General features: G+C 62.8%; 14 protein-coding genes. 12 read left to right on the forward strand and 2 right to left on the reverse strand.

The window, feature by feature from the left end; translation table 11 throughout:
- The first annotated feature begins 14 nt into the window (after window positions 1-14).
- Together ACN6KF_RS32135 and ACN6KF_RS32140 are read left to right on the forward strand one after the other, a co-directional pair.
- Window positions 15-1,058: an FAD-binding oxidoreductase gene (locus tag ACN6KF_RS32135; protein WP_434961358.1), complete on the forward strand. Its 1,044-nt coding sequence runs from the start codon at window positions 15-17 to the stop codon at window positions 1,056-1,058.
- 333 nt (window positions 1,059-1,391) lie between these two features.
- Complete coding sequence (locus ACN6KF_RS32140; RefSeq protein WP_434960942.1) at window positions 1,392-2,015, forward strand: TetR/AcrR family transcriptional regulator; 624 nt, start codon at window positions 1,392-1,394, stop codon at window positions 2,013-2,015.
- Window positions 2,016-2,052: 37 nt separating this feature from the next.
- Here ACN6KF_RS32140 and ACN6KF_RS32145 read toward each other — a convergent pair whose 3' ends face one another.
- Entirely contained in the window at window positions 2,053-2,655 is a 603-nt protein-coding gene (locus ACN6KF_RS32145) for a dimethylsulfoniopropionate lyase (protein ID WP_434960943.1), read from the reverse strand.
- 48 nt (window positions 2,656-2,703) lie between these two features.
- A complete protein-coding gene (locus ACN6KF_RS32150; RefSeq protein WP_434960944.1) occupies window positions 2,704-4,740 on the reverse strand; it encodes an oxidoreductase in 2,037 nt (678 codons plus the stop codon).
- A 238-nt stretch (window positions 4,741-4,978) separates the two neighbouring features.
- Here ACN6KF_RS32150 and ACN6KF_RS32155 point away from each other — a divergent pair, with 238 nt between their 5' ends.
- The 10 genes from ACN6KF_RS32155 (at window position 4,979) to ACN6KF_RS32200 (ending at window position 15,505) form a co-directional block, all read left to right on the forward strand.
- Window positions 4,979-5,773: a pyrroline-5-carboxylate reductase family protein gene (locus ACN6KF_RS32155; protein ID WP_434960945.1), complete on the forward strand. Its 795-nt coding sequence runs from the start codon at window positions 4,979-4,981 to the stop codon at window positions 5,771-5,773.
- 70 nt (window positions 5,774-5,843) lie between these two features.
- The gene (locus tag ACN6KF_RS32160) at window positions 5,844-6,845 is read left to right on the forward strand and encodes an ABC transporter substrate-binding protein (RefSeq protein ID WP_434960946.1); all 1,002 of its coding nucleotides are present in this window, start codon (window positions 5,844-5,846) and stop codon (window positions 6,843-6,845) included.
- 93 nt (window positions 6,846-6,938) lie between these two features.
- On the forward strand, window positions 6,939-7,826 hold the full coding sequence (locus tag ACN6KF_RS32165; RefSeq protein ID WP_434960947.1) for an ABC transporter permease: 888 nt from the start codon (window positions 6,939-6,941) through the stop codon (window positions 7,824-7,826).
- Window positions 7,819-8,859, forward strand: a complete 1,041-nt coding sequence (locus tag ACN6KF_RS32170; protein ID WP_434960948.1) for a quaternary amine ABC transporter ATP-binding protein — start codon at window positions 7,819-7,821, stop codon at window positions 8,857-8,859. The genes ACN6KF_RS32165 and ACN6KF_RS32170 overlap by 8 nt, the downstream gene beginning before the upstream one ends.
- An 89-nt stretch (window positions 8,860-8,948) precedes the next feature.
- The gene (locus ACN6KF_RS32175) at window positions 8,949-10,934 is read left to right on the forward strand and encodes an oxidoreductase (protein ID WP_434960949.1); all 1,986 of its coding nucleotides are present in this window, start codon (window positions 8,949-8,951) and stop codon (window positions 10,932-10,934) included.
- Window positions 10,935-11,076: 142 nt separating this feature from the next.
- A complete protein-coding gene (locus tag ACN6KF_RS32180; RefSeq protein WP_434960950.1) occupies window positions 11,077-11,976 on the forward strand; it encodes a dihydrodipicolinate synthase family protein in 900 nt (299 codons plus the stop codon).
- Between the two features lie 129 nt (window positions 11,977-12,105).
- On the forward strand, window positions 12,106-12,960 hold the full coding sequence (locus ACN6KF_RS32185) for a substrate-binding periplasmic protein (RefSeq protein WP_434960951.1): 855 nt from the start codon (window positions 12,106-12,108) through the stop codon (window positions 12,958-12,960).
- Between the two features lie 188 nt (window positions 12,961-13,148).
- Window positions 13,149-13,802: an amino acid ABC transporter permease gene (locus tag ACN6KF_RS32190; protein ID WP_434960952.1), complete on the forward strand. Its 654-nt coding sequence runs from the start codon at window positions 13,149-13,151 to the stop codon at window positions 13,800-13,802.
- Window positions 13,799-14,542, forward strand: a complete 744-nt coding sequence (locus ACN6KF_RS32195; protein ID WP_434960953.1) for an amino acid ABC transporter ATP-binding protein — start codon at window positions 13,799-13,801, stop codon at window positions 14,540-14,542. The genes ACN6KF_RS32190 and ACN6KF_RS32195 overlap by 4 nt, the downstream gene beginning before the upstream one ends.
- Before the next feature lie 204 nt (window positions 14,543-14,746).
- Window positions 14,747-15,505, forward strand: coding sequence for an SDR family NAD(P)-dependent oxidoreductase (locus ACN6KF_RS32200; RefSeq protein ID WP_434960954.1), 759 nt, complete (start codon window positions 14,747-14,749; stop codon window positions 15,503-15,505).
- Window positions 15,506-15,517: the final 12 nt, after the last annotated feature.

A 15,517-nucleotide genomic window follows, 5' to 3' on the forward strand; every position in this document is an offset into this window, starting at 1 on the left:
AGGCAGGTGCCGGCATGACCATTGCTCCCCACGCCGAAGCGTTCGACCTGCTCCTCTGCGTCGATGTCCATGACGAAACGCATGACGTGAAAAGCTTCACCTTCCTGTCACCCGAGGGAAAGGCCTTCGATTTCGAGGCGGGCCAGCACCTGTCGCTCGAGCTGGAGATCGACGGCTTGCCCGAAAGCCGCTGCTACAGCATGTCTTCCTCGCCGGCGAGGCGGAAGGCCATCACCGTCACGGTGAAGCGCACGGAAGGCGGCCGCGTCTCGAACTGGCTGCACGACAATCTCGTCCCCGGCATGACGGTCAAGGCCTTGGGGCCGCTTGGCGCTTTCGTGCGGCCAGCAGCCGCGCCGGCCAAGCTCGCGCTGCTGTCGGGCGGCTCGGGCATCACCCCGATGATGTCCATCGTCAGGGATATTGCCGATTCCGCGCAAGCCGCGGACGTGGTCTTCGTCCATGCGGCGAGGACGCCGCGCGATCTCGTCTTCCGCGACGAGCTTTGCGTGCTGGCGAACCGGTTGAAGGGCCTGCGGCTGCTCCTGCTTCCCGAGCAGCTCATCGGCGAACCGTCCTGGCCGGGATTGACCGGGCGGATATCCAAGGCGTTCCTGTCGCTGGCCATCCCGGATCTCACCGAGCGTGTCATCATGTGTTGCGGCCCGGCGCCCTTCATGCAGGCCGTCCGCTCCTTCAGCGCCGAATTGGGCAGCCCGGCCCACAATTACTACGAGGAGAGCTTCGACAGTGTCGGCGTCGAGGAGCCAGCTGCCGATATCACGCCGCAGGCGAGACTCTTCAAGGTCGAGTTCGCCAAGCAGTCGCGGACCATCGAGGTAGCCGGCGAGCAGACGGTGCTGTCGTCAGCCAAGAAGGCGGGCGTTCGCCTTCCCTCGTCCTGCGCCAATGGCCTATGCGGCACCTGCAAATCCAGGCTCGTCAGCGGCAGCGTCGACATGCAGCACAATGGCGGCATCCGTCAACGCGAGGTCGAGGCGGGCTTCTTCCTGCCCTGCTGTTCCAAGCCGCTGAGCGACCTGGTGATCGACAGATAGCTTCCGCCACAAGGTTCATTGCACCCTGCAACGGTGGACCAATGCCTCCGGGATGGCAGGCATCCTTGCCTGTCATGCCGGGAAGAGGCGATTTCGATCCAAGATGCTACGATGGCATGAACGCCGTCCCGCCCAGGAGCGGGACGGCGTTCATGCCATCGTCGCCCTGGTTTGCCGCGCCCCGACAATGGGCACTATCAGGGTCAACAGGGCGCCCGAATACGGCTCCAGACCTGTACATTTATGTCTACTAAATAGACACAATTGACGCTATGCTAGACATTCATGTGCATTTCGCTTGATCGCCGATTTGCCGTTGATGGAGGGGGCGTCATGGAGCAGGTTTTGGGCGAAACGGGCTGGCGGGGCTCGGCCGAGGTCTGGCTGGAGGCGGCCTATGAACTCCTGCTCGAATCCGGGGTCAGCACGCTCAAGATCCTGCCTTTGGCCAAGAAGCTCGGCCTGTCGCGAACCAGCTTCTATTGGTTCTTCAAGGACCGCGAGGAACTCCTCGGCGCCCTGATCGAGCGCTGGCGCGACAAGAACACCGGCAATCTCGTCAAGCAGGCGCAGGCCTATGCCGAGTTGATCGCGGAAGCGATGCTCAATGTCAACGATTGCTGGATCGACAAGACGCTGTTCGACGCCCAGTTCGAATTCGCCGTGCGGAGCTGGGCCCTCGAATCGCCGGACATCCTCGCCGAAGTGCAAACTGCCGACCAGATACGCCTCGACGCCCTTGCGCAGATGTTCACGCGTTTTGGCTATACCGCGATCACAGCCGATGTGCGGGCCAGAACGACCTACCTCACCCAGATCGGCTATATCTCGATGCAGACGCAGGAAGACGTTGCCCTTCGCATGAAGCGCATTCCCGAATATGTCGAGATCTTCACCGGCGTAAGGCCGGAACAGCGTGAGCTCGACCGTTTCCATGCAAGGCATGGCTTCAAGTGAGAGCCTTTTTGCAAGGCCTGATCGACCCGGAGGGTCCTCAGGACTCCCTATCGGCCCGGAGCGCCCAGAAGGCGAATAGCGGCGTTGCGAGCGAGCGCATTGCATGCCGGATACCGGGCCTGTTGTAGAACGAGCCGCCGATACCCGGCGAAAACCAGTCTCCCTGCCCCTGACGGAACTCGCCGTCGGACAGCACCAGATAGACCTCTTCGGGAGCATGGTCATGGTCGGGATAGCGCACCTTCGGCGCCATCAGCGACACGCCGAGCCAGACGTCGCTGCGCTCCTCCAAGCCTCCGGGGCCCAGAAGCATCGCGTTGGCGTGGCTGTCGTCGAAATTGCCGCTGGCGGTGCTGTCATTGTTCGGACGCCGGCGCCATTGGAGGTTGGGCTCGACCTCCCTGAAACGCTGCAGCAGCTTGTCGAGCGTGGCTTGGCCCGTTTCGACACCAAGGGCAACATCGAGCTGTTCGCAAACCGGCAGACGCCCGCCGGGGCCGGACCGCACAGCGCCCGGTTCTTCCAACGCCGAGAAGATCTCGGCGATGGATTTCCGCGCCTTCGGATCCTGTGCAAATTGGCCGAAAGCTGCCTTGGCCGCCTCGACGAAGTGCTGAAGAGCCGCGCTGCGCTGTGTCATTGAAAGCCTCTCCCAGTCCGGCGAGCTTCGAAAATCATGGCACCGAGCTCAAAGATCCTTGGCCAGCCTAAGAGCATCATAGATGGCCGCATGGGTATTGCGAGCCGCAACCGCGTCCCCGATGCGGAAGAGCTGATACTTGCCCTCACCGTTGCGAACCACGGATTGAGGCTCCCCCGCGATCAGTTGATCATAAGACATCTCGCCGAGATTGCTCGAGGACGGCTTCAATTCGAAATAGAGATCGTCGAGCGGAATCGTGCCGTGATTGACGACGATCTGATCAAAGCTGCGCTGCCTGACAATGCCGCCATAGTCGCTGCCGATATGGGCAACCAGCAGGTTCCCGGATTTTTCGACGGCATGGAGGCGGTAGGTGACGGTGAAGGCGACATCCAGCTTCTGCAAGCTGCGCATATAGGGCACGAGGTTCATTGCCATGACTTCCGGCGCGAAGGAACGGTCGGGCGTCATGATCTCCACCTTCGCCCCGGCCTGCGCCAGCATCTCCGCCGCCTGCAATCCAGCGTGATCGCCGGCATCGTCGAAGATGAGCACGTTGGAGCCGGGCTTGACGTCGCCGGAGATGATGTCCCAGGCCGAGACGACGAGGTCGTTGCCCTTGGACAGCACCTCGGTGTGCGGCAGCCCGCCCGTGGCGACAACAATCACGTCCGGATTCTCGGCTTCGATCCTGTCGGCGTCCGCCCAGCTATCGAAATGGAAGGTCACGCCCAGCTTCTCGCACTGGCTCATGCGCCATTCGATGATGCTGATCATTTCCTTGCGCCGCGGGCTTTGGGCGGTGAGCCTGACCTGCCCGCCCGGCTTGCCTGCCGCCTCGAAGACAACGACCCGATGCCCCCGCTCGCCGGCGACGCGTGCCGCCTCCAGGCCTGCCGGGCCTGCGCCGATGACGACCACGGTCTTGCGGACCTTGGCTTGTTGCAGGGCATGCGGCATGGTCAGCTCGCGGCCGGTGGCCGGATTGTGGATGCAATAGGCGGCCCCGCCCTGATAGATGCGGTCGAGGCAGTAATTGGCGCCCACGCAGGGCCGGATGTCGTCCTCGCGCTTTTCGATGATCTTGCGCACCAAATGCGGGTCCGTCATGTGGGCGCGCGTCATCCCGATCATGTCGACCTTGCCGGCGGCGATGGCGTGGCGTGCCGTGGCGACATCCGGAATCTTCGCGGCATGGAAGGTCGGGAATTGCGTCGCTGCGCGGATCTCGCCGGCGAAGTCCAGATGGGGCGAATTGGCCATGCCCTGGATCGGGATGACGTCGGTCAGCCCGGCATCGGTATCGATATGGCCGCGGATGACGTTGAGAAAATCGATCAGGCCGCTCTCCTTGAGGCGGCGTGAAATCTCCAGGCCCTCTTCCTTGGTCGTACCGCCCTCGAGCTGTTCGTCGGCAGTATAGCGCACGCCGACAATGAAGTCGGGGCCGACGCGCTCGCGGATGGCCTTCAGCACGTCGAAGCCGAAGCGCAGGCGATTTTCCAGCGAACCGCCATAGGGGCCTTCCAGCTCGTTGGTGAGCGGCGACCAGAACTGGTCGATGAGATGGCCATAGGCTTCCAGCTCGATGCCGTCCATGCCGCCGGCCTTCATGCGCTCGGCCGCATCGGCGAAGTCCTTGATGATCCGCTCGATGTCCCAGTCTTCCAGCTTCTTGGGAAAGGCGCGATGCGAGGCTTCCCTCTGGTGGGAAGGCGCCACGACAGGCAGCCAGTCGCCCTTGTCCCAGCGCGTGCGGCGGCCGAGATGCGTGAGCTGGATCATGACAGCCGCGCCGTGCTCGTGAACCGCGTCGGTCAGGTCCTTGAGCCAGGGCACGATCTCGTCCTTGTAGGCGAGCAGATTGTTGAAGACCGGCGGGCTGTCCTTTGAAATGGCAGCGGACCCCGCCGTCATGGTCATGGCAACCCCGCCCTTCGCCCGCTCCACGTGATAGGCCCGATAGCGTTCCTTCGGCATGCCGTCCTCGGGATAGGCCGGCTCATGAGAGGTCACGATGATGCGGTTGCGCAGCTTGAGATGCTTGAGCTGAAAGGGCTGCAGGAGGGGGTCGTTCGACATGGCTCGGGATCCAGCGTTGCATGTGCCTCAAAAGGCTAGGCAGAATGTACACTGGTGTCAATCGAACTCTAACGGTCTAGTCATGTTTTTTGACAATGGTGTACATTTTTATTGCTTCTAAACGCGTGGCTATGGCAGCATGGGTTTCGTCCATGAGCGGCGACGCTTTCCGATAGGGGAGTTTGTGGTCGTTTCATTGCCAGGCATGGTTTCCGGCTGACCACATGAGCGGTTCACGATGAGCAGGCCCCTGAAAATCGGTGTGATCGGTGCAAATGGCTGGCTCGGCGGCGCCATCGTCCAGGCCCTGCTGGACGCCGGCCTGACATCGCCCGAGCATCTGGTCCTCTCCCTGCGCAGTGGGGAACCCGCGCGCTTTCCCACTGCGCGCTGGACCCGGGACAATCAGGATCTCGCCGACAGCGTCGATCTCATCATCGTCAGCGTGCGCCCGGCGGACTGGCCGGCGCTGAACGTCAAGGCTGCGGGTAAACTCATCATCTCCGTCATGGCCGGTATTTGCCTGGAACAGCTAATCTCGGGCCTCGGTTCTGAGCGCGCGGTGCGTTCGCTGCCCAACGCGGCAGCCGAAGTGCGGGCATCCTTCACGCCCTGGATCGCGTCCCCGGCGGTATCAGCCGAGGAGCGCCGCCTCGTCGGCCGGATTTTCGAGGCGTGCGGCAGGAGCGCCGAACTTGGGAGCGAGCGCGAGTTGGACTACCTGACCGGTCTTGCAGGCTCAGGCCCTGCCTTTCCGGCGCTGCTGGCGACGGCGATGATGCGCCATGCCACCGCCCACGGCATCGAAGCCGCAGTGGCCCGCCAGGCGGTGACCGCTCTTCTCGTCGGCACGGGACGGCTGTTCGAAAAGAACGGCGATGACCCAGAGAGCACCGTCGAGGTCTTTCTCGATTACCGAGGTACGACAGCCGCCGCCATCGAGGCGATGAAGGCGGGCGGCTTCGACCAGGCTGTCGGGGCTGGCCTCGCTGCGGCATTCCAGAAATCCATCAGCATGGGCCTGCCAGCCTAGCTGCAAGGGGCACGGTGACGGCGGCGCACCGACAGCCTGACAAAGCCGCCTGAAGCAGAGGGAAATGACCGTGAAGAAACTATTGTTGACGAGCTGCCTTGCTCTCGGCCTGGTCGGGCCGATGTCGCTGGCTCAGGCGGCCGAATGCGGCTCGGTATCCATTGCCAGCATGAACTGGCAGAGCGCCGAAGTGCTGTCCAACATCGACAAGTTCATCCTCAACAACGGCTATGGCTGCACCGCCGAGATCACGGTGGGTGACACGGTGCCGACGATCACCTCCATGGCCGAGAAGGGCCAGCCCGACATCGCGCCGGAAGCCTGGATCGATCTGCTGCCTGACGTGGTCAAGCGCGGCATGGACGATGGCAAGCTGGTGACGGCAGCGACCTCCCTGCCCGATGGCGGCGTGCAGGGCTGGTGGATTCCCAAATATCTCGCCGATGCCCATCCCGACATCAAGACGATAGGCGACGCCCTCAAGCATCCCGAGCTCTTCCCCGATCCCGAGGACTCCAGCAAGGGCGCCATCTACAACGGTCCGCAAGGCTGGGGCGGCACAGTGGTGACCGCGCAGCTCTACAAGGCCATCAATGCCGAGAAGTCCAATTTCAGGCTGGTCGATACCGGTTCGGCGGCCGGCCTCGACGGCTCGATCGCCAAGGCTTACGAACGCAAGAAGGGCTGGCTTGGCTATTACTGGGCCCCGACCGCCTTGCTCGGCAAATATGAGATGGTGCGCCTCGACCCCGGCTATCCGCGCGACGAGGCGGAGTGGAAGCGCTGCAACACCGTAGCCGATTGTGCCGATCCCAAGCCCAATTCCTGGGTTCCCGACAAGGTCTATACGCTGGTCGCCAAGAAGTTCTCCGAACGTGTCGCTCCCGATGTCATGGACTACCTGAAGAAGCGCGCCTGGCACAACGACACCGTCAACAAGGTGATGGCCTGGATGACCGACAACCAGGCCAATGGCGAGGACGGCGCCAAGCACTTCCTGAAGGAAAATCCCGACATCTGGACCCAGTGGGTGTCGCCGGCCGCCGCGGACAAGATCAAGGCCGCGCTCTGATAGCAAAAAGGCGGCGCGCGTCCGGCGCGCCGCTTTCGTGACGCCCATAGCAAAAACAACAGGGGCGCCGTCGCGGCGAAGAGGGGTTATCCGATGGAATGGTTCTACAAGTTTCCCCATATGAACGATGACAGCCTTCGCGACTTGAAGAAGGCGATCGACGAGGGGTTTCGCACGTTCACCCGCACCTATGGCGATGCCATCGAGAGCTTCTTCTCGCCGCTTCAGTATTTCCTGATGCAGGCCGAGCGCTTCATGACGCAGACGCCTTGGCCGATCATCACTTTGATCATCCTGGCCATCGCCTGGTTCGCCAGCCGCAGTTGGAAGGTGGTGGTCGCCTGCCTCCTCACCTTGCTGGCGATCGGCTATTTCGGCATGTGGGATGACACCATGCGCACGATCTCGATGATCTTCGTGGCGACGGTGCTTTCCATCGTGATCGGCATTCCCATCGGAATTCTAATGGCGCTCAATGACCGCCTCCAGAAGACGCTCAATCCGCTGCTCGACGTCATGCAGACCATGCCGAGCTTCGTCTATCTCATCCCCGTGGTCATGCTGCTGGGCATCGGCCGCGTGCCCGGCCTTATCGCCGTGGTCATCTACGCCATTCCACCCATCATCCGCCTAACCAATCTCGGCATCCGCCTGGTCGACAAGGATGTCCTCGAGGCGGCCGATGCCTTCGGATCCTCCGGCTGGCAGAAGCTCAAGAACGTCCAGCTCCCCCTCGCCTTGCCCACTATCATGGCCGGCATCAACCAGACGATCATGATGGCGCTCGCCATGGTCGTCGTCGCCTCGATGATCGGCGTCCAGGGGCTCGGCCAGCCCGTGCTGAAGGCCATCGCCAACCAGTATTTCACCCTCGGCATCTTCAACGGGCTGGCGATCGTCGGCATCGCCGTCATCTTCGACCGGGTCAGCCAGGCCTATGGCCGCCGCCTCCAGAAGCATCGGGAGACGGTCCATGGTTGAGGGTACGAAGCAGTACGGCATCGAAATCCGCAACCTTTCGAAGATCTTCGGCCCGAATGCCAAGGCGATGGTAGAGCTTGTCCGGCAGGGAGCGACCAAGGCCGAGCTCAACGAGCGGCATCGCCACGTCCTCGGCCTGCGCAACATCAACATCAGCATGCCGGTCGGTGGCATCCAGGTGATCATGGGCCTGTCCGGCTCGGGCAAATCGACCCTCATCCGGCACATCAACCGCCTGGTCGATCCGACCGACGGCGAAGTACTGGTGGGCGGCGAGGACGTCGTGAAGATGAACCAGCGCGAGTTGCGCGAGTTCCGCCGCCACAAGACGGCGATGGTCTTCCAGAAATTCGCGCTGCTGCCGCATCGCACCATCCTGGAGAATACGGTCTACGGCCTCGAAATTCAGGGTGTGCCGCGCGCCCGGCAGGTCGAGGAGGCGATGCGCTGGATCGAACGGGTGGGTCTCAGCGGCTTCGAAAGCCGATACCCGAACCAGCTCTCAGGCGGCATGCAGCAACGCGTCGGCCTCGCCCGCGCGCTCACCAACGACGCCCCGATCCTGCTGATGGACGAAGCCTTTTCCGCGCTCGATCCCCTCATCCGCATGGACATGCAATCCGTGCTTCTCGATCTGCAGCAGGAGATCAAGAAGACGATCGTGTTCATCACGCACGATCTCGACGAGGCTTTGCGGCTGGGTGACCGCATCGCCATCCTGCGCGATGGCGAGGTGATCCAGCAGGGTACCAGCCAGGACATCGTGCTCAATCCCGCCGACGACTACATCGAGAACTTCGTCAAGGAAGTGAACCGCGGACGCGTCATCCAGGTGGATGCGATCATGTCACCCCTCGTCGAGGGCTATGAGACGAAGGGCATGACGGTCTTGTCGGGCTCCACCCTGGAGGGCGCCATCCGGCTGCTCGCCCACCAGCCGCACGACGATGTCGCCGTCCTCGACCCGGCGGGCAAGCCCATCGGCGTGGTGAATCTCAGGCAGCTCGCGGCTGCCGTCGTGCCCTCGCACTGACGACCGGTCACCGAAGCAAGAAATCCGCGGGGCGGGGCGACAACCCGTGCCCCTCGGCAGCCCCCCTCTCAACCCACCGGATGGCCACGGTGTCCAAACAGTTTCCCCGCTTGTTCTCATCCATCGCAATCGGCAAGCACGAGCTCAGGAACAGGATCGTTTTCGGCGCCCACACCGCGAACATGGCGGTGAACGGGCTGCCGACGGAGCGCCATGCTGCCTATTATGCCGAGCGCGCCAAGGGCGGCGCCGGCATGATCGTGGTGGAGCCGATGCCGGTCCACCCCGCCGCCATTCTCACACGCGGCAATTTTCGCGTTTGTGACGACAGCGTCATTCCCGCCTTCCGGAAAGTCGTCAGCGCCATCAAGGACAACGGCGCCGTCGCCATCCAGCAGCTCTATCACATCGGCGCCCATGGCGATTCCGACAATTCATTCCATCCGCACTGGTCTCCCTCCGGGCTGCCGAGCTACCACGACAGCGACGGTTCCCATGCGATGAGCGAGGCCGAGATCCAGGAGACGATAGACGGCTTCGTGGAGGCTGCACGCCGATGCCGGGCCGCCGGTTTCGACGGCGTGGAGGTCTGGGCCGCCTATCTCGGCCTGGTCGACCAGTTCTGGACGCCCTGGACCAATCGTCGCGAGGACAAATGGGGTGGCACGCTGGAGAACCGCACGCGCCTGTCGAAGGAAATCCTTAGCCGCATCCGCAAGTCATGCGGTGAGGACTTCATCATCGGATTGGCCATCAGCGACGAGCCCGACTACAGCGTTGCGCTCAGCCGCGACGAACTGGTCGAAATCGTGAGCCTTCACGACCGGCAGGGCCTGATCGACTATGTCACTTGCGGTTCCGGCGGCTATCTCGACTTTCACAAGCTGATGCCGACCTTTCTCTATCCGGAAAAACTCGGCGCGGATCTGGCTGCCAGGATCAAGACCGTCACGACGCATGCACTCGTCATTGCCGAAAGCCATATCCGCACGCCCGAAAATGCCGAGACTGTCCTGAGCGAAGGCTCTGCAGACCTTGTTTCCATCGTGCGCGGCCAGATCGCCGACCCGCATCTGGCCAGAAAGGCCAGTGAAGACCGGGCCGACGACATCAGGGGCTGCATCTCCTGCAACCAGATGTGCTGGGGACGTCGCTCGCGCGACTATTGGATCAGTTGTCTGATCAACCCCTCCGTCGGGCGTGAGTTCATGTGGGGCGGCGACCGTTTCGAGCCGGCGGCTGCAGCAAAGCACGTCCTTGTGGTGGGCGGCGGCCCGGCAGGCCTGGAGGCCGCTCGCGTCGCCGCCGAACGCGGGCACAAGGTGACGCTGGCCGAGGCCTCCAGCCGGGTGGGCGGCAATTTCCTGCTGGCTGGCCTGCAGCCCCGCCGTGCCCAGATCCTCGATCTTCTCGCCTGGTATGAGCGTCAGTTGCTCAAGCTCGGCGTCGATGTCCGCTTGAACTGCTACATGGAGGCCGAGGACGTGACGGCGATGGCTCCGGATGTCGTCATCCTGGCCACAGGCTCCCTTCCGCCCGACACCGGCTTTCAGAAAGCTATTCCGGCGGTCGAAACGCTGCCGGGCATCGACAAGGGCAATGTCTTTTCGATCGAGGCCGTCATGAGCCGCCAGGCCCGTCTCGGCAAGCGCGTGCTGCTGCTCGACGAAGGCGGCGGCTGGCGCGGATGCGGAACGGCCTGGAAGCTGGCGGAAGAAGGCCACGAGGTCACCATCCTCACGCCGGATGCCTTTGTCGGCAAGGAATTGCAGCGCACCACCGCCGATGTTCCCTTGCGCCGGACACTCAAGAAGCTCGGCGTTACCTGGCAGGTCGAGGTCAGCATTGCCGAGTGGCACGGCCGGGGCGCCACGATCATCGACCACAACGGCGGCGAAAGATCGTTCCTTGCAGCCGACAGCCTGGTGCTCGCCATGACCAATATCCCGGCAAACTGGCTCGCCACGGACCTTGCGGCCCAAGGCGTTCCCTATGTCGAGATCGGCGATTGCGCCGCGCCCCGCCAAGCACCCTATGCCTTTTTCGACGGCCGAAAAATCGCCCTCGGCCTTTGACCGCTGCTGAAAAGCAAGACGTGGCGCGCCGGCAGTCCTCTCGCCATCACCCGGCCCTTTCCCGAAGGCACCCGTACCCGGCCTTGCCAAGCCATTCAGACTCGTATATTGGCCTTGTTTAACGATAAACAAGGAGCGTGCTTTGCCCAAAACCCATACCGGCTTTCATGGGGTCTACCCGATGATCTATGCCTATTTCGACGCTGAGGGTGGACTGATCGAAGCCCCCGTGAAGGCTTCGGTCGAAGCGATGATCCGCCATGGTGTCCACGGCCTGGCCGTGCTCGGCCTCGCCTCCGAGGTCAACAAATTGTCTCGTGCCAGTCGGCTGCAGCTTCTCGATTGGGTCAGCGAGGCGAATGCCGGGCGCGTACCGCTCAGCGTTACCGTGGCCGAGAACAATGTCACCGGTCAGGTCGAGTTCGCCAGGCTGGCCAAGGAGCGCGGCGCCAACTGGCTGGTGCTGCAGCCTCCGCCCGTCTCGCCGATCAACGAGTCCGAGCTTCTCGCCTTCTTCAGCGCCGTCATCGACAAGGTCGACCTGCCTGTCGGCATCCAGAACGCGCCGCAATATCTGGGCATCGGCCTCTCCAATGCCGGCCTCAGAGAACTCGCCCGCCGCCACGCCAATTTCCGCCTGGCCAAGACCGAAGGCAGTGCCGTTGCAATTGCCCGGTTGGTCGAAGAAACCGAGGGCATGTTTGACGTGTTCAACGGCCGCGGCGGCTTCGAGCTGCCCGACATACTGCGCGCGGGTGCTGCCGGTGTGATCCCGGGGGGCGAGAGCTTCGATGTCTTCGTCAAGGTGTATGACGCCATGCGGGCCGGTCACGCGGAAGAAGCAGAAAGGCTCTATCGCGAAGTTTTGCCGCTCATCGTCTTCCTAGAGGAGAGCATCGACCATCTGGTGACTTACGGCAAACAGGTCGCTGCCTTGCGCCTCAACGCGGACGCCGGCAAACCGGCGTTGCCCTCGACGGTGTGCACGCCCTTCGGCCTGGCGGCAATCCGCCGCTTCGCGGACGCCCTCGGCAAACTCTAAGCGTCTTGCGATTTGGCGGAATCGCCAGGAAGCGTTCCTGCTCCGGAGCATCAAGCCTTCCAGGCCGCGCAGAAGTGCGGCCCGGCCATAACAATCAAGCCATCAGACAGAACCAGAAGGGAAAGAGACATGACCGTTCGGATGACCCGCCGCCATTTTGCCGCCGCTCTCGCGGGCATGGCTGGCGCAGGCCTTATCGCCCCAACCATCGCCCGTGCAGAGACCGAGGATCTGCTCGCCCAGATCAAGAAGCGCGGCTTCCTGCGCGTCGGCACCTTCAGCATTCCGCCCGAGACCTGGATCGACATCGGCAGCGGTGAATGGAAGGGCATCGATGCCGATTTCACCAGGGCGATCGCCAAGTCGATCGGTGTCGAGGTCGATCCGGTCGTTCTCGTCCACGGTGCCCTTGCACCGGCCCTGGAGGCGGGTCGCGTCGACGTCATCGCCGGCCTCTACCGCACCGCCGAGCGCGAGAAGGTGATGGCTTACAACAAGGTGCCTTTCTGGTACGGCATCGACGTGCTCGTCACCCGCAAGGAAGGCGGTATCGACAAGGTGGAGGATCTCAAGGGCAAGGTCATCGGCACGGTACGCGGCTCGGCCCAGGAGCTGGAAGCGGAAGAGTTGAAGAAGCGCTTCGGCGCCCAGGACATTCGCAAGTTCGATGCCGCCGACCCCATGCTGCTCGATCTCAAGGCCGGCCGCCTCGATGCAGCGATCTGGTGGGGCTATACCTTCGACTATGCCGTCCAGAAAAACCCGTCCTATGACTTCAAGGTGGTGGAATATCTCCCGCCCGAATATCTGGGCAGCGAAAAATTACCGGCGACGCATTACGTCTTTGCGCGCAAGGGCACGCAAACTCTGGTCGAGGCCTTCGATGCCGAGATCCGCCGCTTGCAATCGGCCGGCGAGGACAAGAAAATCATGGAAAATTACGGCCTGAGCAACCCAGCCTATATCACCGGCGTGCTGAAGTGATGCCCACGGGAACGCGACGCGACTTGCATGTGGCGTCGTGTTCCCTGTCCCTGGATCAAAGTGCGGTTTCTTCGGACCGAACCTTGCTCTCCACCTCCTTGTTTCAATGCATTTTCTTGATCAAGAAGTCTGCCGGCTTCTTTGGAAAATGCTTTGGCGACTGACCTTTTGTCCGGAGTCCCCCGCTCATGGCGGATTTTCTCGACCTCGCCCAGCGCTACTTTCCCTATATCCTGCGCGGCGCGGTGGTGACCCTCGAACTGACCGTGTTGTCCCTGGTCGGCAGCATCATTCTCGGCCTGGCTCTCGCTTTGGCGCGTATGAGCCCGATGCGCTGGCTGAAAGTCATTGCAGGCATCTATATCGAACTCGTCCGGGCCACGCCGGCCCTGCTGCAGCTCTTCATCATCTATTTCGGCCTGACCAGCTTCGATATCCGCCTGGGTCCCTTCGCCGCGGCGGCGCTCACCCTCGGCCTGATCGGCGGCGCCTATGCGGCCGAGGTGTTCAGGGCCGGCATCGAAGCGGTCGATCGCGGCCAGTACGAAGCCGCGCGCAGCCTCGGCATGCCCACGCCGCTCGCCATGCGGCGCATCATCCTGCCCCAGGCCGCCGTACTGATCCTGCCGCCGTTCACAAATTTCGTCATCGCCATGATCAAGGATACCTCGCTGGCGCTGACGATCGCCGTGCCTGAGATCATGTACCGCTCCTATGACGCGGCCAGCCAATCCTTCCGCAGCCTGGAAATCTACGTCATGGCCGGCGTCATCTATGTCGCGATCTGCCTGCCGCTGTCGCAGCTGGCCAAAGCGCTCGAACGGCGAAAGGCCCCCCGATGACCGAGATCCTGACGCTTCAGGGCCTGCGCATGGCCTTCGGCAGCCATGAGGTGCTGCGCGGCATCGACCTATCGGTCGCCGAAGGCGAAAGCATCGCCATCATCGGGCCGAGCGGTTCGGGCAAGAGCACGCTGCTGCGCTGCCTCAACCGGCTGGAACAGCCGACTGGTGGACGAATGACCTTCGAGGGCCGAGAATTCACGCCGGCCTCCGACGTCAATGCCTTGCGCATGCGCATGGGCATGGTGTTCCAGCACTTCAATTTGTTTCCGCACATGACAGCGCTCGGCAACGTCATCGAAGCGCCGGTTCATGTCCGCAAATTGCCGCGTGAGACCGCGATCTCGCAGGCAAAGGCGCTGCTGGCCAGGGTGGGTCTCGCCGACAAGGCCGACGCCTATCCCTCGCAACTGTCGGGAGGGCAGAAGCAGCGGGTTGCCATTGCCCGCTGCCTGGCGATGGAACCACGCCTGCTGCTCCTCGACGAGGCAACGTCGGCGCTCGATCCGGAACTGGTCGGCGAGGTGCTGGCGGTGATCCGCGACCTCGCCCGGCAGGGCATGACCATGCTGATCGTCACCCATGAAATGGGCTTTGCCCGCGACGTCGCAGATCGGGTCATCTTCATGGATGGCGGTGTGATCATCGAGCAGGGTCCAGCTGCGCAGATCTTCGGCGCACCGCGCAACGAAAGGCTGCGGCGCTTCCTGCACGCGGTGCTCGAACGCGACGCCCCCTGAGCCACCCGGCGACAGTTTGAACATCGTACCGAAAAATCGGCGCCATGTTCAGAAAATTATGCAACAACAATGAGTTAAATAGAAATTCGTTCACAGAGAAACGTTTTATTTCTATAACTCATTGTTTCAGAAGTATTTTTGCGATCCAGCCGTTGCGGTGAAAGCGCTGCACACTTTGGCTATCCCATTTGACAAGGAACGGACATGTCGACCAGCTTCAGGCCCGATTACCACGTCGCAATCACCGGTGCCGCGAGCGGGCTGGGGGCTGCCGCGGCCCGCCATCTCGCCGCGCTCGGTGCGACGGTGGCCTGTCTCGACATCGACGAGGCAGGCGCCGCAAAGCTGGCAGCCGAAATCACCGCCAGCGGCGGCAAGTCACTGGCGGCCCGCCTCGACGTCAACGATCCCGCCGGCGTGGAAGAAATCTTCGCCAGGCTCGACCAGCACCTGCCCACTTTGGAGGCCCTGGTCAATTGCGCCGGCATCACCGGCACCACCAACATCAAGGCGCATGAGGTGGACCTGGCCGATTTCGACCGGGTGCATGCCGTCAATTTGCGCGGTGCCCTGATCATTTCGCAGGCGGCCCTGCGGCGGATGCTGCCAAAGGCCTATGGCCGCATTCTCCACGTCGCATCGATTGCCGGCAAGGACGGCAATGCCGGCATGACCGCCTATTCGGCGACCAAGGCCGGACTGATCGGCCTGGTGAAGTCGATGGGGAAGGACTATGCCACGGCCGGCATCACCGTGAACGCGCTCGCGCCCGCCGTCATCCGCACGCCGCTGGTGGAGGCCCTGCCCCAGGCAACGATCGACTACATGACCGCCAAGATCCCGATGGCGCGCTGCGGCGAACTCTCCGAAGCCGCCGAGATGATCGCCTGGATCGTCTCACCAGCCTGCAGCTTCACCACGGGCTTCACCTTCGACCTCAGCGGCGGTCGCGCGACCTATTGAGATGCGACCTGC

The organism is Labrys methylaminiphilus subsp. lupini, from assembly GCF_051161885.1.
Classification (GTDB): domain Bacteria; phylum Pseudomonadota; class Alphaproteobacteria; order Rhizobiales; family Labraceae; genus Labrys.

Bases quoted from the DNA above. Each gene is read 5' to 3' on its own strand.
- ACN6KF_RS32195 (WP_434960953.1), top strand. From the start codon at position 13,799: ATGACCGAGATCCTGACGCTTCAGGGCCTGCGCATGGCCTTCGGCAGC.
- ACN6KF_RS32200 (WP_434960954.1), top strand. From the start codon at position 14,747: ATGTCGACCAGCTTCAGGCCCGATTACCACGTCGCAATCACCGGTGCC.
- ACN6KF_RS32155 (WP_434960945.1), top strand. From the start codon at position 4,979: ATGAGCAGGCCCCTGAAAATCGGTGTGATCGGTGCAAATGGCTGGCTC.
- ACN6KF_RS32140 (WP_434960942.1), top strand. From the start codon at position 1,392: ATGGAGCAGGTTTTGGGCGAAACGGGCTGGCGGGGCTCGGCCGAGGTC.
- ACN6KF_RS32135 (WP_434961358.1), top strand. From the start codon at position 15: ATGACCATTGCTCCCCACGCCGAAGCGTTCGACCTGCTCCTCTGCGTC.
- ACN6KF_RS32145 (WP_434960943.1), bottom strand. From the start codon at position 2,655: ATGACACAGCGCAGCGCGGCTCTTCAGCACTTCGTCGAGGCGGCCAAG.
- ACN6KF_RS32150 (WP_434960944.1), bottom strand. From the start codon at position 4,740: ATGTCGAACGACCCCCTCCTGCAGCCCTTTCAGCTCAAGCATCTCAAG.
- ACN6KF_RS32170 (WP_434960948.1), top strand. From the start codon at position 7,819: ATGGTTGAGGGTACGAAGCAGTACGGCATCGAAATCCGCAACCTTTCG.
- ACN6KF_RS32190 (WP_434960952.1), top strand. From the start codon at position 13,149: ATGGCGGATTTTCTCGACCTCGCCCAGCGCTACTTTCCCTATATCCTG.
- ACN6KF_RS32165 (WP_434960947.1), top strand. From the start codon at position 6,939: ATGGAATGGTTCTACAAGTTTCCCCATATGAACGATGACAGCCTTCGC.
- ACN6KF_RS32185 (WP_434960951.1), top strand. From the start codon at position 12,106: ATGACCGTTCGGATGACCCGCCGCCATTTTGCCGCCGCTCTCGCGGGC.